Origin of the sequence: Pyxidicoccus xibeiensis (assembly GCF_024198175.1) — a bacterium.
GTDB lineage: Bacteria > Myxococcota > Myxococcia > Myxococcales > Myxococcaceae > Myxococcus > Myxococcus xibeiensis.
Map to the genome: position 1 here is coordinate 166,370 of NZ_JAJVKV010000012.1, position 16,736 is coordinate 183,105.

The 16,736-nt window shown below is 70.7% G+C and carries 14 protein-coding genes; 7 read left to right on the plus strand and 7 right to left on the minus strand.

Annotated elements, in window-relative coordinates; translation table 11 throughout:
* Positions 1-10: 10 nt before the first annotated feature.
* The 4 genes from LXT23_RS37525 to LXT23_RS37540 are packed head-to-tail and all read right to left on the minus strand — an operon-like array spanning position 11 to position 7,530.
* The gene (locus tag LXT23_RS37525; RefSeq protein ID WP_253985235.1) at positions 11-2,908 is read right to left on the minus strand and encodes a HEAT repeat domain-containing protein; all 2,898 of its coding nucleotides are present in this window, start codon (positions 2,906-2,908) and stop codon (positions 11-13) included.
* Positions 2,901-4,115: a VWA domain-containing protein gene (locus tag LXT23_RS37530; RefSeq protein ID WP_253985236.1), complete on the minus strand. Its 1,215-nt coding sequence runs from the start codon at positions 4,113-4,115 to the stop codon at positions 2,901-2,903. The genes LXT23_RS37525 and LXT23_RS37530 overlap by 8 nt, the downstream gene beginning before the upstream one ends.
* On the minus strand, positions 4,112-6,445 hold the full coding sequence (locus LXT23_RS37535; protein WP_253985237.1) for a DUF5682 family protein: 2,334 nt from the start codon (positions 6,443-6,445) through the stop codon (positions 4,112-4,114). Before LXT23_RS37535 ends, LXT23_RS37530 begins: the two co-directional genes overlap by 4 nt.
* Positions 6,445-7,530 carry an ATP-binding protein gene (locus LXT23_RS37540; protein WP_253985238.1) on the minus strand — a complete coding sequence of 362 codons (1,086 nt, stop codon included), beginning with the start codon at positions 7,528-7,530 and terminating at the stop codon, positions 6,445-6,447. Before LXT23_RS37540 ends, LXT23_RS37535 begins: the two co-directional genes overlap by 1 nt.
* A gap of 124 nt (positions 7,531-7,654) precedes the next feature.
* Here LXT23_RS37540 and LXT23_RS37545 point away from each other — a divergent pair, with 124 nt between their 5' ends.
* Entirely contained in the window at positions 7,655-8,920 is a 1,266-nt protein-coding gene (locus LXT23_RS37545; protein WP_253985239.1) for a hypothetical protein, read from the plus strand.
* Between the two features lie 90 nt (positions 8,921-9,010).
* Positions 9,011-9,574 carry a GNAT family N-acetyltransferase gene (locus tag LXT23_RS37550; RefSeq protein WP_253985240.1) on the plus strand — a complete coding sequence of 188 codons (564 nt, stop codon included), beginning with the start codon at positions 9,011-9,013 and terminating at the stop codon, positions 9,572-9,574.
* A 4-nt stretch (positions 9,575-9,578) separates the two neighbouring features.
* Here the strand turns inward: LXT23_RS37550 and LXT23_RS37555 are convergent, their stop codons facing one another.
* On the minus strand, positions 9,579-10,268 hold the full coding sequence (locus LXT23_RS37555; protein WP_253985241.1) for an alpha/beta fold hydrolase: 690 nt from the start codon (positions 10,266-10,268) through the stop codon (positions 9,579-9,581).
* 53 nt (positions 10,269-10,321) lie between these two features.
* On the opposite strand from LXT23_RS37555, the gene LXT23_RS37560 reads away from it, so the two are divergent.
* The 3 genes from LXT23_RS37560 to LXT23_RS37570 all read left to right on the plus strand — a co-directional run bounded on the left by LXT23_RS37560 (position 10,322) and on the right by LXT23_RS37570 (position 13,019).
* Entirely contained in the window at positions 10,322-10,834 is a 513-nt protein-coding gene (locus LXT23_RS37560; protein WP_253985242.1) for a GNAT family N-acetyltransferase, read from the plus strand.
* Between the two features lie 62 nt (positions 10,835-10,896).
* Positions 10,897-12,213, plus strand: a complete 1,317-nt coding sequence (locus LXT23_RS37565) for an AAA family ATPase (protein WP_253985243.1) — start codon at positions 10,897-10,899, stop codon at positions 12,211-12,213.
* Positions 12,210-13,019: an HNH endonuclease family protein gene (locus tag LXT23_RS37570; protein WP_253985244.1), complete on the plus strand. Its 810-nt coding sequence runs from the start codon at positions 12,210-12,212 to the stop codon at positions 13,017-13,019. The genes LXT23_RS37565 and LXT23_RS37570 overlap by 4 nt, the downstream gene beginning before the upstream one ends.
* 124 nt (positions 13,020-13,143) lie before the next feature.
* Here the strand turns inward: LXT23_RS37570 and LXT23_RS37575 are convergent, their stop codons facing one another.
* Complete coding sequence (locus LXT23_RS37575; protein ID WP_253985245.1) at positions 13,144-13,455, minus strand: tetratricopeptide repeat protein; 312 nt, start codon at positions 13,453-13,455, stop codon at positions 13,144-13,146.
* Between the two features lie 195 nt (positions 13,456-13,650).
* On the opposite strand from LXT23_RS37575, the gene LXT23_RS37580 reads away from it, so the two are divergent.
* Both LXT23_RS37580 and LXT23_RS37585 read left to right on the plus strand, forming a co-directional pair.
* A complete protein-coding gene (locus LXT23_RS37580) occupies positions 13,651-14,262 on the plus strand; it encodes a DUF6891 domain-containing protein (RefSeq protein WP_253985246.1) in 612 nt (203 codons plus the stop codon).
* 215 nt (positions 14,263-14,477) lie between these two features.
* Positions 14,478-15,881, plus strand: a complete 1,404-nt coding sequence (locus tag LXT23_RS37585) for an amidohydrolase family protein (protein ID WP_253985247.1) — start codon at positions 14,478-14,480, stop codon at positions 15,879-15,881.
* Positions 15,882-15,893: 12 nt separating this feature from the next.
* Here LXT23_RS37585 and LXT23_RS37590 read toward each other — a convergent pair whose 3' ends face one another.
* The gene (locus LXT23_RS37590) at positions 15,894-16,544 is read right to left on the minus strand and encodes a TetR/AcrR family transcriptional regulator (RefSeq protein WP_253985248.1); all 651 of its coding nucleotides are present in this window, start codon (positions 16,542-16,544) and stop codon (positions 15,894-15,896) included.
* Between the last annotated feature and the right edge of the window lie 192 nt (positions 16,545-16,736).

Genomic DNA, 16,736 nt, shown 5'->3' on the forward strand with positions numbered 1-16,736 from the left:
GGGGTGGCGCTCACGCCTTCTCCTTCACCCCCAGCGCCTTCTTCACCGCGCGCAGCAGCGTCTTGTCCGCTGTCACCGCCGGGAGGTCCATCAGCGCCGCGGCCACCGTCTTCCCGGCGCCGTGGGCATTCTGCCCCGCGAGCTTCAGGTACACCGCGCAGCGGGCGGCGAGCTCCGGGTGCTCGCGGGATGCCTCCACCCGCGCCAGCAGCTCCGCCGCCAGCGCGTCCGCGGGGAACTTCTCGAACAGGTTGCGCAGCGCCTGGCGCTCCACCGCCTCGGGACGGACCTCCGCCAGCCGCACCGCCGGGCCCAGCATGGCCAGGCCGAACGCGCTCAGCGACTCGGACACCACGCCCGGCTTCCACCCGTCGGCGAAGGCCGCCAGCAGCGTCTCCGCGCCGCGCACGTCGCCCAGCACCCCCAGCGCGTACACCGCCGTCTTCGCCTCCTCGTCGTCCGTGCCGCGCGCCTCCACAAGCGCCACGAAGCGGTCCAGCACCTCCGAGTCCCCCAGCCACGCCAGCGCCATGGCCGCGCGCCGCCGCACCTCTCGTGACGGGTCCCCGTAGAACACCTGCCGCAGCACCGGCCACGCCACCGTCAGCCCCTGGGACTCCAGCTGGTCCACCGCCCGCGAGCGCCCCTCCTTCGTCGGCTCCGTCAGCGCCCGCTGCGCATGCGCGTGGAGGCGCTCCCGGCGGACCTTCAGCAGCGTCGCCACCGCGTCCGGGCCGGATTCCCGAGCCCGCACGTCCTCCAGCACCTCGCGCGCGTACAGCCGCAGGCCCGCGTCGTGGCCCTTGCGCGTCAGCGCATCCAGCGTCTGCCGCGCCTCCTGCCCGCCCAGCAGGCCCAGCACCCGCATCGCCGTGCGGCGCACCATGCGGCTGTGGTGCTCGGCCAGCGCCGCCTTCGCCGCGGCCAGCGCCCTGTCTCGCGAGCCCACCGACACCGCCCGCGCCACGAAGGTGCTCGCCGCGCCGTCGCTCCAGGCCGGGTACAGCTCGCCCAACAGTGCGTCCGGGCTGAGCGCCGCGTAGTAGTGCGCCGCGTGCGCCGCCGCCTCGTACCGCGTCAGCTCGCCGCGCGCCCGCTTCAGCAGCGCCTCGCCCGGAGGCAGCGCAACCTCCGGCTTGCGCACGTGGATGCTCGGGTGCGTGGGCACCGGCTCCAGCGCGCCGCCGTCCACCTGCACCGCGCCCGCCAGTCGCACCAGGGCGATGCCCAGCACCTGGTACACCTTGATGAAGTCGTCCAGCCGCTCCGCCGCGTCCGGCCGCTGCGCCAGCGCCTCCAGCAGCGCGCCCGGCTTCTCCAGCCCCAGCTCCCTCAGCCGCGCCACCAGCGGCTCCACCGCCCGCGAGGACACCGCCGGCAGCCCGTTGGCGAACTTCTCCGCCAGCTCGTCCCGCACCTCCGCCAGGGCAATGGCCGCGCGCGACGCTCCCGCCGCCCGCGCCGTGTCCGCCCACCCGCCGCGCGGCACCGCCACCGGCGCCGCCGGCTTCGGGCCTCCCCGCCGACGCGAGGCGAAGACTTCGCCCTCCAGCTTGCCCAGGCCCCGCAGCTCCAGCCCCTCCGGCGTCTCCACCACCACCGCCAGGGGGAACAGCGTGGGCAGCGCCGCCTCCAGCCCCACGTCGCCCAGCACCACCTTCAGCTTCGCGCCCTCCAGCGCCGCCGCCAGCGGCTCCTCCAGGCCCGCGTCCGCCGGGAGGAACAGCCCCCGGTCTCCCGAGTCCACCAGCTGCGAGCGCTGGCCACTGGCCAGCAGCGTCTCCACCCGCAGCGTCACCGGCAGCAGGTCCGGCGCGAAGACGTCCTTGCGGTGCTCCTGGAAGGCCGTAAGCGCCGCGCCCACGTCCGGCAGAGCCCTCTCCACCAGCAACCGCAGCGCAGACTCCTCCAGTGGAAGCCGGTGCGCCTCCGCGTCCAAGTCCAGCCGGTGCGGCGCGAAGCCGGGGTACTGGCCACCCTTCGCGCCCTCCAGCACCAGCCCCGCGTGGCTCTTCTTCGGCTCCACACTCTTGAGGAAGGCGGGGAGGATCTGCTTCTCCGCGTAGTGCTTCCCGGACACGAGGTCCACGAAGCGGCTCTCCCGGACGAGGAAGTTGTCCGGCGTGGTGCGCGTGGTGAAGGCGTACTCCACCAGCGTCAGCCCCTCCACCGGCGCCCGGTCCTTCTTCGTCCACGTCCTGCCAATCAGCTCCTCGACGTAGCGGTCCTCCAGCGCCTCGCCGCCCAGGTGCTTGTCCACCTTGCGCACGGTGAGCAGCATGTCCGCCACCAGGTCCGTGTACACCGGCGCCTCGAAGGTGCCCGTGCGCGCCACGGCCAGGTCCAGCAGCCCCGCCACCTCCACCGTGCGCGCCGCCAGCCGGCGCAGGCCGTTGGCCCGGAGCGCCTCGCCCAGCGCGCGCACCTGCTCGGGCCGGTCCTCGCCCAGCGACACCACGCCCGACAGGCCCAGCTCCCGCACCAGCGTGGACACCTGCGCCACGCCCGCCTTCATCAGGTCGGAGGTCTCCGCCTTGCCCTTCTTCACGCTCTTCTTCTTCGCCCCGTCCGGCGCCCCCGCGGGCGCCTTGTCCGAGGTGACGAAGGCCTCCGGCGCCTTGGACCAGGCCACCAGCAGCGCCGCCGCGTGCTTGCAGAAGGGCCGCGAGCGCGCCGCCATGCACGAGCAGCGCCCCTTCACCTCGCGCCCCTCGCCAAACACCAGGGAGACCTTGTACGGCGACGCCCCCGAGCCCGCCGCGTCCGCGAACAGCTTGTTCTCGTAGCGCGACAGGTTGGTGAGCTGCTTCGCGTCGAAGAGGGCCGCGCCCTTGGACAGCTCCGCCCGGTCGCTGATGATTTCCGTCAGCTCGCCGAGCCCGCCCTTCAGCTTCCGCACCTCAGCCATGGCGCGACTCCTTGTCGGCCGACACCAGCGGCCCCAGGTCCTGGTTGCGCATCACCCGCTCCACCACGTCCACCAGCTTGCGCGGCGTACAGCCGAAGCACGGAATCCCCAGCGCGGTGAGTTGCTCCGCCATGGCGTGGTCGTACGAGGGCTTGCCTCCGTCCGACAGCGCCAAGAGGCACAGCACCTTCGCCCGCGAGTCCACGAGCTGCCGCAGCCGCGCCACCAGCTCCTCCGCGTTGCCGCCCTCGTACAAATCCGTAATCAGGATGAAGAGCGTCTTCTCCGGCCGGCGCACGTGGTTCGCCTGCGCATACGCCACCGCGCGGTTGATGTCCGTGCCGCCGCCGAGCTGCGCGGTGAAGAGCACCTCCACCGGGTCCGCCAGCAGCGGCGTCATGTCCACCACCTCGGTGTCGAACAGGACGAGGCTGGTGCGCAGCACATCCAGCGACGCGAAGATGGCCGCCATCACCGAGCTGTACACCACGCTCTCCGCCATGGAGCCGGACTGGTCCACCACCAGCGTCACGTCCCACTCGTGCTGCCGCCGCTGGTTGGGCCAGAAGTAGAAGCGCTCCGGAATCAGCCGCTTGCGCTCCGCGTCCCAGCCCTTCAGGTTCTGGCGAATCGTGCGCTTCCAGTCCAGGTTGCGCGCAATGGGCAGCGGGCTCGAGCTGTTGCGCTTCAGCGCGCCGAACACCGCCGTGCGGACGGAGGACTCCAGCTTCTTGCGGAGGTCGTCGACGACTTCGCGGACAATCTGCCGGGCGATGTCCTTCGCCTGGTCCGGAATCAGCCCGCGCGCGCTCACCAGCGTGGTGACCAGCTCCACGTTCTTGTCGAGGAAGGGCAGCGTCTCCGGCTCGAAGAGCAGCTGCGTCAGCCCCTTCTTCTCAATCGCATCCTTCTGGACGAGCGCAATCACATCGTCGCGGAAGAAGCCGCGCAGCGCGCCCAGCCACTTCGGGATGTAGGGCTTCGAGCCCGACGAGCCGGCGCTCTTGTCGCCGTAGACGAAGGAGAGCGCGTCATCCAGCTCCTCCAGGTCGCCCTCACCCACGCCCGCCGCGCCCATGCCACCGCCCGCCAGCGAGCCCAGCGAGGGACACGCGCCCGTCTTCTCCGCCCCGGGGCCCAGCGCCAGCCGCCAGCGCAGGAGCGCCTCCCGGTCCTTCTCCGACAGCGTCTTGGGGTCCACGCTCATAGCAGGTCGTCCAGGTCATCGAGCGCCTTGCCCAGCTCCGCGCTCATGTCCTTGAGCTTCTCCTTGTCCTTCTCCTCGAGCACGCCCTTCACCGCCTGCCCCTTCGCCCCGAGCTGCCGCACCGCCACCACGTTCTCCATCAGGTAGCGGCGCTCCGTGGGACCCAGCGCGCCCAGTGCCCTTCTCAATACCGGCAGGGTCTGACGGAAGCGCTCGGCGTCCACACCCGCCAGGAAGTCGTCCAGCGCGCGCACCACCTCGCGGCTCTTCACCAGCACCAGCGCGTTCACCTGGAGGAAGCCCTCCAGGTACGCCGCGCCCGCCTCCGGGTCCACCGCCAGCGACAGCCGCCGCCCCACTTCCAGCGCCACGTCCGACTCGGACAGCTCCTGCGCCAGGTACAGCAGGCCCGTGGCCAGTCCGGACGTCGCCGGGTTCACCGCGTGGCTCTCCATCAGCCCGCGCGCCTCCGCCAGCCACCCGGCCTTGTCCGCCTTCGGCTGCGCCAGCGCCACCTCGTGCAGCGTGCGCAGCGCCTCCAGCACCGGGCCCACCGCGTCCGGGCCACACGTGCTCGCGTCGCGCACCCGCAGCAGCGCGCGACCGAAGGTCCTCTCACACAGCACGGCCACCGCTTCGTCGCCCAGGTCCGCGTGCGCCCGGGACGTGCCATACGCCACCAGCCCGGACAGCGAGCGCGCCGCCGACGCCAGCGAGGGCAGGTCCGAGTCCGTCGCCGCATGTGCGTCACACGCCCGCAGCGCCGCCGCCACCGTCTGGGGGCAGCTGGTAATCACCGACTCCAGCAGCACGTCCGCCGCCTCGGCCGTGGCCTTCGCCGCGCCCAGCCGCTCCTGGAGGACGCGCGTCGTCACCGCCTCCAGCGTGTCGCCGAGGACAATCTTCTCCACCAGCGCCACGTCCGTGGACGGCGTCCACTGCGCCTGCCAGGACTCGCGCACCCGGGTGAGCGCGGCGTAGCCCCCGGCCTCTTGAGGCGGCGCTCCGCGCTGCTGCCCCGCGCCCGAGAGCGCCGCGTACGGAATGTCCGCCACGCGCAGCCGGTGCAGGAAGACGGAGGAGCCCACCTCCACGTCGTTGTTCAGCCGTAGGGAGAAGGTCTCCGGGCTGTCACTGCGCGGCAGCCGGCGCGCGTCCACCTCGCGCCAGAACTCGGCCTGCAGCGAGTTCTGTCCAATCCGGCTGGCCACCCGGCCCACCTGGTGGCCGATGACGCTCTTCCACAGGAAGCCGTCCACGTGCGTGGCATCGCCCCGGCACAGCGTGGCCACCGTGGCCTCGCGCAGCTCGTCCAGGCCCGGTGCGCTCTTCTCGCGCAGCTCCGCCAGCGTCAGCGCCAGCCGGTACGCCTCCAGCACGTCCGACAGCGACGCGGTGAAGCCGCGCATGCGCAGGTGCGCCGCGAAGTCGATGAGGACCTCCAGCGTCGCCCGCTTGAAGTCGCACTTCGCCTCGTGCGCCTTCTGGTAGAAGTGCGGCGCCCGGTTGCCCGCGCCATACCCGAGCTGCTCCGCGAGCCGGGGGAAGCTGTACGGAATCACCGTCACCGCGCAGGGCACGCCCCTGGGCAGCTTCGCCTCCAGCGCGAAGTCCACGTCGCCGGACACGAAGGCCGTCACGTGCGCCGCGCCCGCCACCACGGCCACCTTCTCCGGCGCCACTCCGCTCGCCACCACCTCCAGCACCTTGCGCGCCATGAAGGCGTCGCGCCAGCGGTGGTACTCCTGGCGGGGGCCCGCGTTCAGCACGTCCGCCCAGGCCAGCAGCACCGGGCGGAAGCCCTCGGGCGTCCAGTCCGGCGCCTCGAAGAGCGCCTCCCACAGCTCCTCGAAGGAGCGGTAGCCCCGCTCACGGGCGAAGCGCTCGGAGATGGGCTCCTCCCAGCCTCCGGGCGCGGCACCCGGCTCGCCGGGGAGGGCGGCGGACTCCGTCTCCGTCTCGACGCCGGGCTCGGCCGCGTCGTCCTCGCGGTCCACCTCCAGGCTGACGCCGACGGGGATGTCGATGAACTCCGCGCGGGCGCCGTGTGCCTTCGCCCAGCGCAGCGCCGCGTACTCTGGCGAGTAGGCCGCGAAGGGCCACAGCGCCGAGCGCGGCGTGCCGTCCGTGCGGTAGCCCAGAATCGCCACCGGCGGCTGCGTCGCCTCGTCGCACAGCACGTCCACCAGGCCCGACGCGTCACATGGGCCTTCCACCAGGATGACTTCCGGCCGGACGCGGTCCAGCCACCGGCCCAGCACCGCCGTGGTGCGCGGCGAGTGGTGGCGCACCGGGAACAGGTGCACCCGGGAGAGCAGGGCGAGGTCCATCAGCCCCTCAAGAGCTTCTTGCTGGCGGTGTACAGCTCCTTCCACGCGCCCGTGCGGCTCTTGGCCACCGTCTCCATGTACTCGCGCAGGGCCTTCACGTCGTCCTCCTGCTCCTTCACCACCGCGCCCATCAGCGACGCGGCCAGCTCCGTGGGCGTCACCTTCCCGCCGCCGAACTGCTCCGCGAGGATGGAGCTGTTGAACAGCACGCTGATGGCCTCCGCCGTGGACAGCACCGCTCCCGGCGTGCGCACCTTCGTCTTGCCGTCCTTCGTCACGCCCTTGCGCAGCTCCTGGAAGAGCGTCAGCAGCAGGCGAGACAGCTCCTCCGGCGGCGGCACACCGACCTGGTAGTCATTGCGCAGCTCGGCCTCGCGCTTGGTGACGATTTGAATCTCCTGCTCCAGGTCCTCCACCACCGGCACGGTGACGAAGTTGAAGCGGCGCTTGAGCGCGGCGCTCATCTCGTTGACGCCGCGGTCCCGCGTGTTCGCGGTGGCGATGAGGTTGAAGCCCCGCTGCGCGCTCACCACCTCGTTCAGCTCAGGAATGGAGACCTGCTTCTCAGACAGGATGGAGATGAGCGCGTCCTGGATTTCAGGCGAGGTGCGCGTCACCTCCTCGAAGCGGGCGAACTTGCCGGTGCGCATGGCGCGCAGCACGGGGGAAGGGACCAGCGCCTCCGGTGACGGGCCCTGCGCCAGCAGCAGCGCGTAGTTCCACGAGTACTTGAGGTGGTCCTCGCTGGTGCCCGCCGTGCCCTGGACGATGAGGGCGGAGGTGCCGCTGACGGCGGCGGACAGGTGCTCGGACAGCCAGCTCTTCGCGGTGCCGGGCTCGCCCACCAGCATCAGCGCGCGGTCCGAGGCCAGCGTGGCGATGCACACCTGGATGAGGCTCTTGTCGCCGATGTACTTGGGCGTAATCGGCACGCCGCCCACGGGCTTGGGGCTCCCGAGGATGTACGTCTCCACCGCGCGTGGCGAGAGCGCCCAACCCGGTGGGCGGGGCTTGTCGTCACTGGCGGCGAGGGCTGCGAGCTCTGTCTTGTACTTCGCTTCGGCGGGCAGGCGGATGTCCGGCATGCAGAGGAAGGTAGCCGCTCGGTCTGACACCAGGCAAACGTCGCGGAGGCGTTACGGGTCGCTCCGGAAGAGACCCTCTGGGTGACCTCCGGGGTGACACACGGTCGGTGCTAGGCTTTGGCGCATGGCTGCCAGCAGGACCTTCGACTTCTTCGAACTCGACCGGCGGCTGCTGCGTCTCGAGTCACCGCGCTTCCGCGAGGCGCTCCTCGAGGTGCGGGGCCTCGAAGACGCTGGCGCGGCATGGGGTCGGCTCCTCGGGCGGGGGCTGCTCCCGGCGTCCTGGGCGGAGCCGGGACGGCGCATGTTCCGCGTTCCGCGCATTCCCACGCGAGGCCGCAACACCGGGTTTCACGAGCAGCCCCATCCCCGCTCCACACAGGCCGTGGCGTGGGTGGCGGCCAATGCGGAGGTGATGCTCGCGGTGGAGGCGCTCGCGTGGGAGGTGGCCGAGGCCCTGGTGCCCTGGGGCCAGTCCCTGCCGCGCAGGGTCGTGTGGCACGTGCTGCCGCGCCGGAAGCTCAAGCAGGCCGAGCTCCGCAAGCAGGTCGAGGTCCGCACGGAGGGCAAGCTCTGCCACGCGATGGCCATGCTGGAGGCCCACACCCGCAAGGCCGTCCCGTATACGCCCGGTGCCCCGCCGAGCACCTTCGCCAGTCTGGCCAGGCTGGCCTGGGGCGCCGCGCGGCACGTGTTCAGCCGCGACGTCTCGATATACGACCACTGGGCACGGGCCGTCGCCGCGGGGGCGCTCGTCCCTCGTGGCCCCTACCACGCCCAGTACCGGCGCGTGGGGGAGGAGTACATCCGCCTTCCCTTCCTTCTTCTCGAGGCCCTCGTCGGCAGGCCCTACGCGGAGCTGCCGGACCCCTGCTCGCCGCTGATGGCCATCTGGGACGCGGGATGCATGCTCGGCTGGATGAGCGATGACGCGCTGGTGCTCCATCTTCCGCCTCCGCCCCTCGACGCCAGCGAGGCCCAGGTGGCCCGGATTCCGAAGTACCGCGTGGAGACAGCGCGGGCCGTGCCAAGGGACGCGGCGCTGGAGTTCTTCCGGCCGTTCCTCGCGGGCCCCGTGGACCCGGGCGCGTCGGTGTTCCACTGCGACGATGGCTCGGTCGTGCACTTCCATGCGTCGGAGACGGAGGGGCTCGTGTTCGTGGAGCTCCAGTGCCAGTTCAGCGTGCAGTGGCGTGACGTCAGCACCGGGCACCTGCTGGACTTCGTGCGGTTCTGCGAGCGGAGCGGGAGCCAGCTGAAGCGCCGTCGCAACGGGCACCTCATCCCCGCGTCCGGGGCGGCGCTCTTCTCCGACTTCAAGAGCTCGCCCGCGTTCAGGATGGCGATGCACCAGGCCCAGCACCCCCGGGACCTCCCGCTCCCGGAGTGAGCGCAGGCCGGTGCTGAGAGGGGCCGCGCACCTCACCCTCGAGAAGGGCGCGCAGGGGTGGACGGTCAAATGGGGGCGCGTGGAGCCCTGATGAAGCCGTGGCGTGGCTGGCGGTTCCGGCGCAAGCTGCCCGGCATGATTGAGGCCTTTGAGCGGGTGACGACCGAGCGGCTGTTGCTCCGTCGCATCGACGAGGGTGACCTGGATGCGGTGTTCACGCTCCATGGGGACCCGGAGACGAATCGGTTCACTCCTTCCGGGACCTTGGGCTCCCGGGACGCCGCTCGCGAGCGGCTGGCGCTGTGGGTGGGCGACTGGACACACCACGGCGTGGGCTACTGGACCGTGGAGCGGCAGGACGCACCCGGCGCCGTCGTGGGCTTCGGCGGCGTGCGCCACAGGGAACTCGAAGGACAGCAGGTGCTGAACCTCTACTACCGGTTCATGCCCCATGCGTGGGGCTCGGGGTACGCGACGGAGGTCTCCCGCGTGGCCCTGGCGCTGGCCCGGGAGCACCTTCCGGATGTCCCGGTGGTGGCGCTCATCAACCTGGAGAACGAGCCCTCCCGCCGGGTGGCGGAGCGGCTCGGGATGAAGCTGGACCGGGTCATCGACTACGAAGGCGTCCCGAGCGGTATCTACGTGGTCGGGTGAGTCCTCAGTGGACGGTGGGCAGCGCGAGCAGCCGCCGCACCGTCTCGGCGATGGCATCCGGGCGGTCCCTGGGGATGTGGTGGCCGGTCCGCTCGACGACCACGACCTCGCCTGGGTTTCCTGCGGCGACGAGCTTGCGCTGTGACGCCAGGTCCCGCTCCCAGCCCTCGGTGCCCCGATGGTCCGCGACGAGCGCCAGCACCGGCACGCCGCGCGGGTAGCTCACGCGTGTGGCCTCGCGGAAGCTCGGTATCCAGTCGATGGGCTGCTGCTTCGTCACCGGGACGGCCTGCGCCGGGTCGAACAGGTCTTCATGGACGGAGTCGACGAAGAGAGCTCCGGCCAGCCGGTCGGGGGCGGACGCCGCCGCCATGCGCACCACGAGCCCGCCGTAGGAGTGGCCCACGAGCACCCAGCGTTGCGCCTGTCCTTCCAGCGCATCGAGCAGGCGCCGCGCGTCGCTGCCGGCGCTGCGAGGCCCCGTGTGCGGCGGGTCCCATGCACAGGTCTTCACGGGGGCCTGCACGGCCCGTCGCACCTCGTCCCAGTCCGAGGCTCCCCGGGAAGCCCCCGGGATGAAGACCACCGCCGGCTCGCCCGTGCCCTGGCAGTCGAGTCGCCCCGCGTCGGCGTTGGGCGCCGGACGGACACCGGAGCAGGCGAGGGACAATGCAACCAGGAGGAGCCAGCGCATCCCGCGAGTCTACCCGTGGCGCGCGGGGCGCATCGGGCGCAAGCTGCGGGGCCATGAGTGACGCCTTCGAGCGGGTGACGACCGAGCGGTTGCTGCTCCGCCGTGTCCAGGAGCGCGACCTGGACGCGATATTCGAGCTCCATGCCACCCCGGAGTTGAGCCGGTTCACTCCCTCGGGGCCTCTGCGCTCCGTGGACGCCGCGCGCGAGCGGCTGACGCTGTGGCAGGCGGACTGGGCGCAGAAGGGGGTGGGGTACTGGGTGGTGGAGCAGCTCGACGCGCCGGGAACGGTGGTGGGCTTCGGTGGCTTGCGCCACAAGGAGCTGGAGGGGCAGCAGGTGCTCAACCTGGCCTACCGGTTCCTGACCCGGACATGGGGTTCGGGCTATGCGACGGAGATGGCTCGCATGGCGCTGGCGCTGGGGCGGAAGCACATTCCGGAGGTCCCGGTGGTGGCCATCATCTTCCTGGAGAACGTGCCCTCCCTCCGCGTGGCGGAGCGCATCGGGATGCGGCGTGACCGCGTCATCGAATACTTCGGCGTCCCGAGCGCCGTGTACCTGTAGCGGTAGACACCGGGCTGACGAAGCGGTTGGCCCTCCCCGCTGTTTCAGGCGTGCTGTCGGCCATGTACTTGAAGAAGGCCGTCCTCACGAACATCCGTTCGATTGATGCGCTCGAGTGGGAGCTGCCGTCCTCTGCGGCCACACTGGCGGGCTGGCACGTCATCATCGGAGACAACGGCGCTGGCAAGAGCTCGGTTCTTCGGGCAATCGCCCTTGCCTTGGTAGGGCCGCAAGAGGCGATTGCCCTCCGCCAAGATTGGAACGAGTGGCTGCGCTGGAAAGCGCAGTTCGGTTCGATCCAACTCACCATGGATTGGGATAAGAGTTGGGATTTCTTCGCTGGGGAAGGATTGAGTCCCATGGCGGGCCATCTACTGGCCGAGCTGACCTTGGCGCGTGTCAGCAGCAATCCTGAGCAGGCAGAGCTCTGGCGGGCAATTCAGCTCCCTGCACCTGATAACAATGTCTGGGGAGATGGTTACGGATGGTTCTGTGCCTCCTACGGCCCCTTTCGACGATTCACTGGAGGTAACAAGGATCAGGAGAAGCTTTTCATTTCCAATCCGAGGCTTGCGCGGCACTTGTCCGTCTTCGGAGAGTCCGTCGCGCTGACGGAATCCCTTGAGTGGCTCAGGCTGCTCCAGTTCAAAAGGCTGGAAGGTGGCGGTGACGAAGGAGTCCTGCTCGATTTGCTCAAGCAGTTCATCAACCAGCCGGACTTCCTTCCTCATGACGCCCGGCTGGAGTCCATCTCGTCGAACGGGGTGCGCTTTGTTGACGGCAACGGCTGCGACGTACCCGTCGAGAACCTGAGTGACGGCTATCGCTCCATCCTGAGCATGACCTTCGAGCTAATCCGTCAGCTCGTGAAAACGTACGGAGTGGCGAAGGTCTTTTCCCCTGGGGCGCCGACAACGGTGCGGGTCCCAGGCGTCGTACTCATCGATGAGATCGACGTCCACCTGCACCCCACCTGGCAGCGGCGTGTCGGCCACTGGTTCCGCAAGCACTTCCCGAACATCCAGTTCATCGTGACTACTCACAGCCCGCTCATCTGTCAGGCCGCGACGGTGGGGAGCATCTTCCGGCTTCCTCGCCCTGGGAGTCAGGAGCGCGGCGGCATGGTCACCGGCGTCGCTCGTGACCGCCTGCTGTACGGCAATGTCCTGGATGCCTACGGCACGGGGGCCTTTGGAGACGTGCCCACGCGCTCTCCCGAGGCACTGGTGCAGCTCGAACGGCTCGCCATCCTCAACCAGAAGGAACTCGCGGAGGGGCTGACCGAAGGAGAGCGCTCGGAGCAGCAAGGGCTGCGTGCGCGGCTCCCGACCGCGGCCAGTGCGCTTCCGTCCCCCAGCGCGGAGGTTCCGCGGAAGTGATTCGTCTCCCCAATATCCCTTTGCCCGGCGGCGCCCTCGCCAGCCTCTCGGAGTACCAGCAGGAGGTGGACTCGTTGCCGGACTACGCAACACGCGTGGCTCACGCGAAGGAGCGGTTCGCGGCGGTGAACAGGAAGGGCAACAGGACCTTCGACAGCGTCAAGGAGACATTGTCGAAGATGAACTCCGGCGCGCGCCGCTGCGCCTACTGCGAAGACTCCCTCGCCGACGAGGTCGAGCACATCCGCCCCAAGACACTCTATCCCGAGCTCGTCTTCGCCTGGATGAACTACCTCTACGCGTGCGGCTCCTGTAACGGGCACAAGAATGACCGCTTCGCCGTCTTCGCGGCCGGCACGGGAGTCCTGACGAGCGTGGCTCGGGCGCGAAAGGCTCCGGTCGTCCCTCCCATTGTCGGCGGGGACGTCTTCATCGACCCTCGCATCGAAGACCCGGCCGAATATCTGTCGCTGGATCTGCTGGATACCTTCTGGTTCATCCCACGACCGAAGCTGGGAAGCGTGGAGCAGGCTCGTGCCGAATACACGATTCGCGAGCTCCACCTGAACAGCCGGGACATGCTGCCCCTGGCACGGCGCTCGGCCTATCGGGACTACCTTGCCCACCTGAAGAGCTACATCCACGACAAGGGGCGAGGAATGCCCCAAGCGCACCTCAACCGGCTGGCGGATGATGTGCGGGGGCGGCAGCACCCGTTTGTCTGGATCGAGATGAAGCGCCAGCATGCTGCCCTGCCGGAGCTGACGCTGGCCTTCGCAGCCGCGCCCGAGGCGCTCGACTGGTGAGTTCCCCTGGTGCGAGGGGGCCGGAGCCCCGGCGCAGTGGAATGAACGTTCCTTCCAGATGCCGGCGACCGGAGGGGCGTGCCGCCGCGCGTCGAGGCGGTGCGCGGCCCTCCCAACTCTGGAGTCAGCACGCGCGCGGCGCCTTCTTCGCCCACTGCGTCTTGCCGTAGTGCTTGTGCAGGTAGCGGAAGGACTCCTTTGCTTCCGGCGTGTCCTGCTCGCAGCCGCGCCTGCTGGCGCGCACCGCGCGGAACAGCGCTACCGGAGCGCGCGGGTCCTCGGGGTGCGCCTTCGCCCAGGTGAGCGCCACCCTCGCGAAGTACGGCACCGAGTCCCCTGCCTCGAGGACCGCCTGCCACCCGGTGGCCGCGGCCCGCTGCTCCTCCTCGCTCACGAGGGGGACGGTGTCACGCACCAGTCCTGCGGCGGCGCGCACCACCAGCTCCGCTTCCCTTGAGGACTCTGCGTCAGGTCGAGCTTCGGGTCGGTCGAAGCCAGCGCGTCCGCGCCGGGCTCGAGGCCGTGTCGTCGCGCCTGGGGCTGCTCGCGTGGGAAGTCAGGTGCCAGAGCACGGGACAGGGCCGGACGCGAGGCGTGTCCGCCGGAACCGCCGGTTGTAGACTGCCCACGCATGAGCGAGAGGGACGAGGACCGCGAGCACCTGTTCACCCAGGTGAGGGAGGCGGTGCGGGGAGGCTGCGAGGACGAGGACTCCATCCTGGAGGGCCTGGAGGCGCGCGTCGAGATGATGCTCGAGGACTCCGACGAGGCGCTGGTGGAGGAGCTGGCGGAATACGCCCGACGGCTGTTCCGCGAGCAGCGCGAGCGCGAGGCAGCCTGGAGCGAGCCGAGCCTGAATGACGCCATCGACAGCGCCTTCGCGGAGCTGGATGCGAAGGGCATCGTCACGCTGCAGGGGGCGGGCTACACGATGTCCGATGGCTGGTACGACGTGAACGAGCTCGCCTCGCGCCGGAGCCCCCAGCCGCGCGGCGCGGTCTTCTACCATGGCCAGGACCTGGAGCGCGGTGTCCGGGGCGAGGGGCTGATGCTGGCCTTTGGTGCCTACGAGGACGACGACGCGAAGCATGTGGCCGCCAGCCTCGCCATCGCCCGCGAGGTCTGCGAGACGCTCGCGCGGCATGGCGTGCGCACCGAGTGGAATGGCGACGTCGACCAGCGCATCCAGATTCCCCCCTTCGTGTGGCGCAAGCGCCGCTACACCCGGCTCGCCCGCGCGTAGGGCGGAGCGCCGGGTTCTCCACCTCCGCGAGGCGCCGGACCCCCGCCTCGCGCTGGAATGAAGTCTCCGAGCGCATCGCGGCTGCCGGACCTCGTCCCGGCGCCGGGCCGCATTGTCCAACGCTCATGCAAGAGACATCCCGGAGCCCCCGGTGTGCCTTCCGACCTGTTTGGTATACGGTGTATATTAAACAGGCATGACAGGAGGAACACCGGATGGGCGACCGATGGCTGCTTCGTGGAGCGGAGGTCATCACCTGTGACCCGGAGCAGGAGGACCTGCCGCGCGGTGACGTGCTGGTGGAGGACGGGCGCATCGTCGCGCTCGGGCCGGAGCTGCGCGTCGAGGACTGCCGGGTGCTGGACCTGCGCGGGAAGCTGGTCATGCCGGGCCTCATCGACACGCACCGGCACACGTGGCAGACGCCGCTGCGCGCGCTGGGCGCGGACTGGACGGTGATGGACTACCTGGCCGCGGTGCGCGTGAAGCTCGCCCCCGCCTTCCAGCCCGAGGACGTCCATGCCGCCAACCTGGCCGGAGCGCTGGAGGCCCTGGACGCGGGCATCACCACGCTCGTCGACTACTCCCACTGCATGCAGTCTCCCGAGCACGCCGATGCCGCGCTCTCCGCGCTGGAGGCCGCCCGCATCCGCGCGCTCTTCGCCTACGGCTATGCGGCGGGCGCCCAGGAGAGCCCCGCGCTGCCGACGCCTTCGAGCCGGCTCGAGGAGGCCCGCCGCCTCAGGCGGACGCGCCTGGCCTCGGACGACGGCCTGGTGCGGCTGGGCGTCGCCCTGACGGAGATGCAGGTCCCCTGGGAGCAGAGCCGGGAGGAGCTCCGCTCGGCGCGCGAGCTCGGCGTCCCCATCACCGCCCACTGCTCCGCGTGGCCGGTGTCGGGGCCCAGCGAGGTCCAGCGACTGGCGGACGAGGGGCTGCTCGGCCCGGACCTGCTCTTCGTCCACTGCACGTGGAGCTCCGACGAGGACCTGGCGCGCATCGCCGGGAGTGGCGGCTCCCTCTCCGTGACGCCGGAGACCGAGCTGCAGATGGGCATGGGCTTCCCCATCACCGGGCGGGCGCTGCGCCACGGCGTCCGGACGACGCTCGGCTGCGACGTCGTCTCCAGCAACGGAGGCGAGCTGTTCACCGCGATGCGGCTGGCCCTCCAGGTGGAGCGCGGGAGGACGAACGAGCGGGTGGGCCTGCCCCGGGCCCTGGAGCTCAAGGCCGCGCGCGTCCTCCAGATGGTGACGCTCGACGCGGCGGAGGCGCTGGGGCTGGGGCGCGTCACCGGCTCGCTGCGTCCCGGCAAGGACGCGGACCTCATCGTCCTCTCCGCCGACGCGCTGAACCTGACGCCGCTCAACCGCGCCCGGGATGCGGTGGTGCTCCAGGCCCATGCGGGCAACGTCGAGTCGGTGATGGTCCGTGGCAGGTGGGTGAAGCTCGGGGGTGCCCTGGTCGACGTCGACGTGGCGTCCGTCCGCCGCCGGGTCCTCCGAGCACGCGACGCGGTGCTCGCCCGCGTCGGAGGCGCGGCCGCGCTCCTCGCCGAGCGAGGGGAGCTCGACAGGCACTGGGACACCGGAAGCGGTGTCGGCGCGAAGGAGGCGTGAGCGCGCTGGCGCTCAGCCCTGGCGGGAGCGTGGGCGCTTCCGGGCCGGGCCGCGCCGCGCGTCGATGCGCCGCTGGATTCCCTCGAGCATGAAGTCGAGGCTGGCCTCGAACTCGCGTTCGACCTCCGTGGCCCGCATGTGCGGCAGGCTGTGGGCGATGCCCGGGTAGTCCGAGGCGGGCAGCGCCGCCGCCGCGTCGAAGAACCGCTGGAACGGAGGGGGCGTCCCCGAGGCGCTCAGCTCCCAGGGCTCCTGCCGGCGGACCGCTCCGGCCAGCCAGGAGAAGAAGGTGTTGTGCAGCGCTCCCGCCTCCTTCCAGGGGAGGCCCGCGTCGTGCAGCTTGCGCACCGTCCTGTCGAGGATGACGAGTGAGGTGTGGGCGACGGGGCCCTCGTCCAGCAGGAACTCCATGACGCCCCGGTGCGCCAGGCCGAGGGCGCGCAGGCGCCCCGCGAGCTGCCGGAGCCAGGCCACCGGCTCCAGGCGCTCCTCGGGCAGCGTGAGGGTTTGCAGAATCGCCTCGACGGCCAGGAGCGCGAGCGTGTCCCGGTTGTCGACATGCTTGTACACGGCCATGGGCGTGGCCCCGAGCCGCTCGGCCAGCGGCCGCATGGAGAGCTGCCGCAGCCCCTGCTCGCGGATGAGGTCGACGGCGGTCGCCACCACGAGCTCGCGTGAGAGGCGGGGAGGACGCCCACGCCGTCCGCGTGGGGGGCTCTCGTCGGAGGTCATACCTCCGAGCATAGGGCACACCGCCCCAGGTTCCACCCGCACGCCATCATTCCTGCGACCAGATGAAACGCAGTTGCATGTCGGTAATATCCAGACTGTCACGATAATATGTATTTGCCGGGT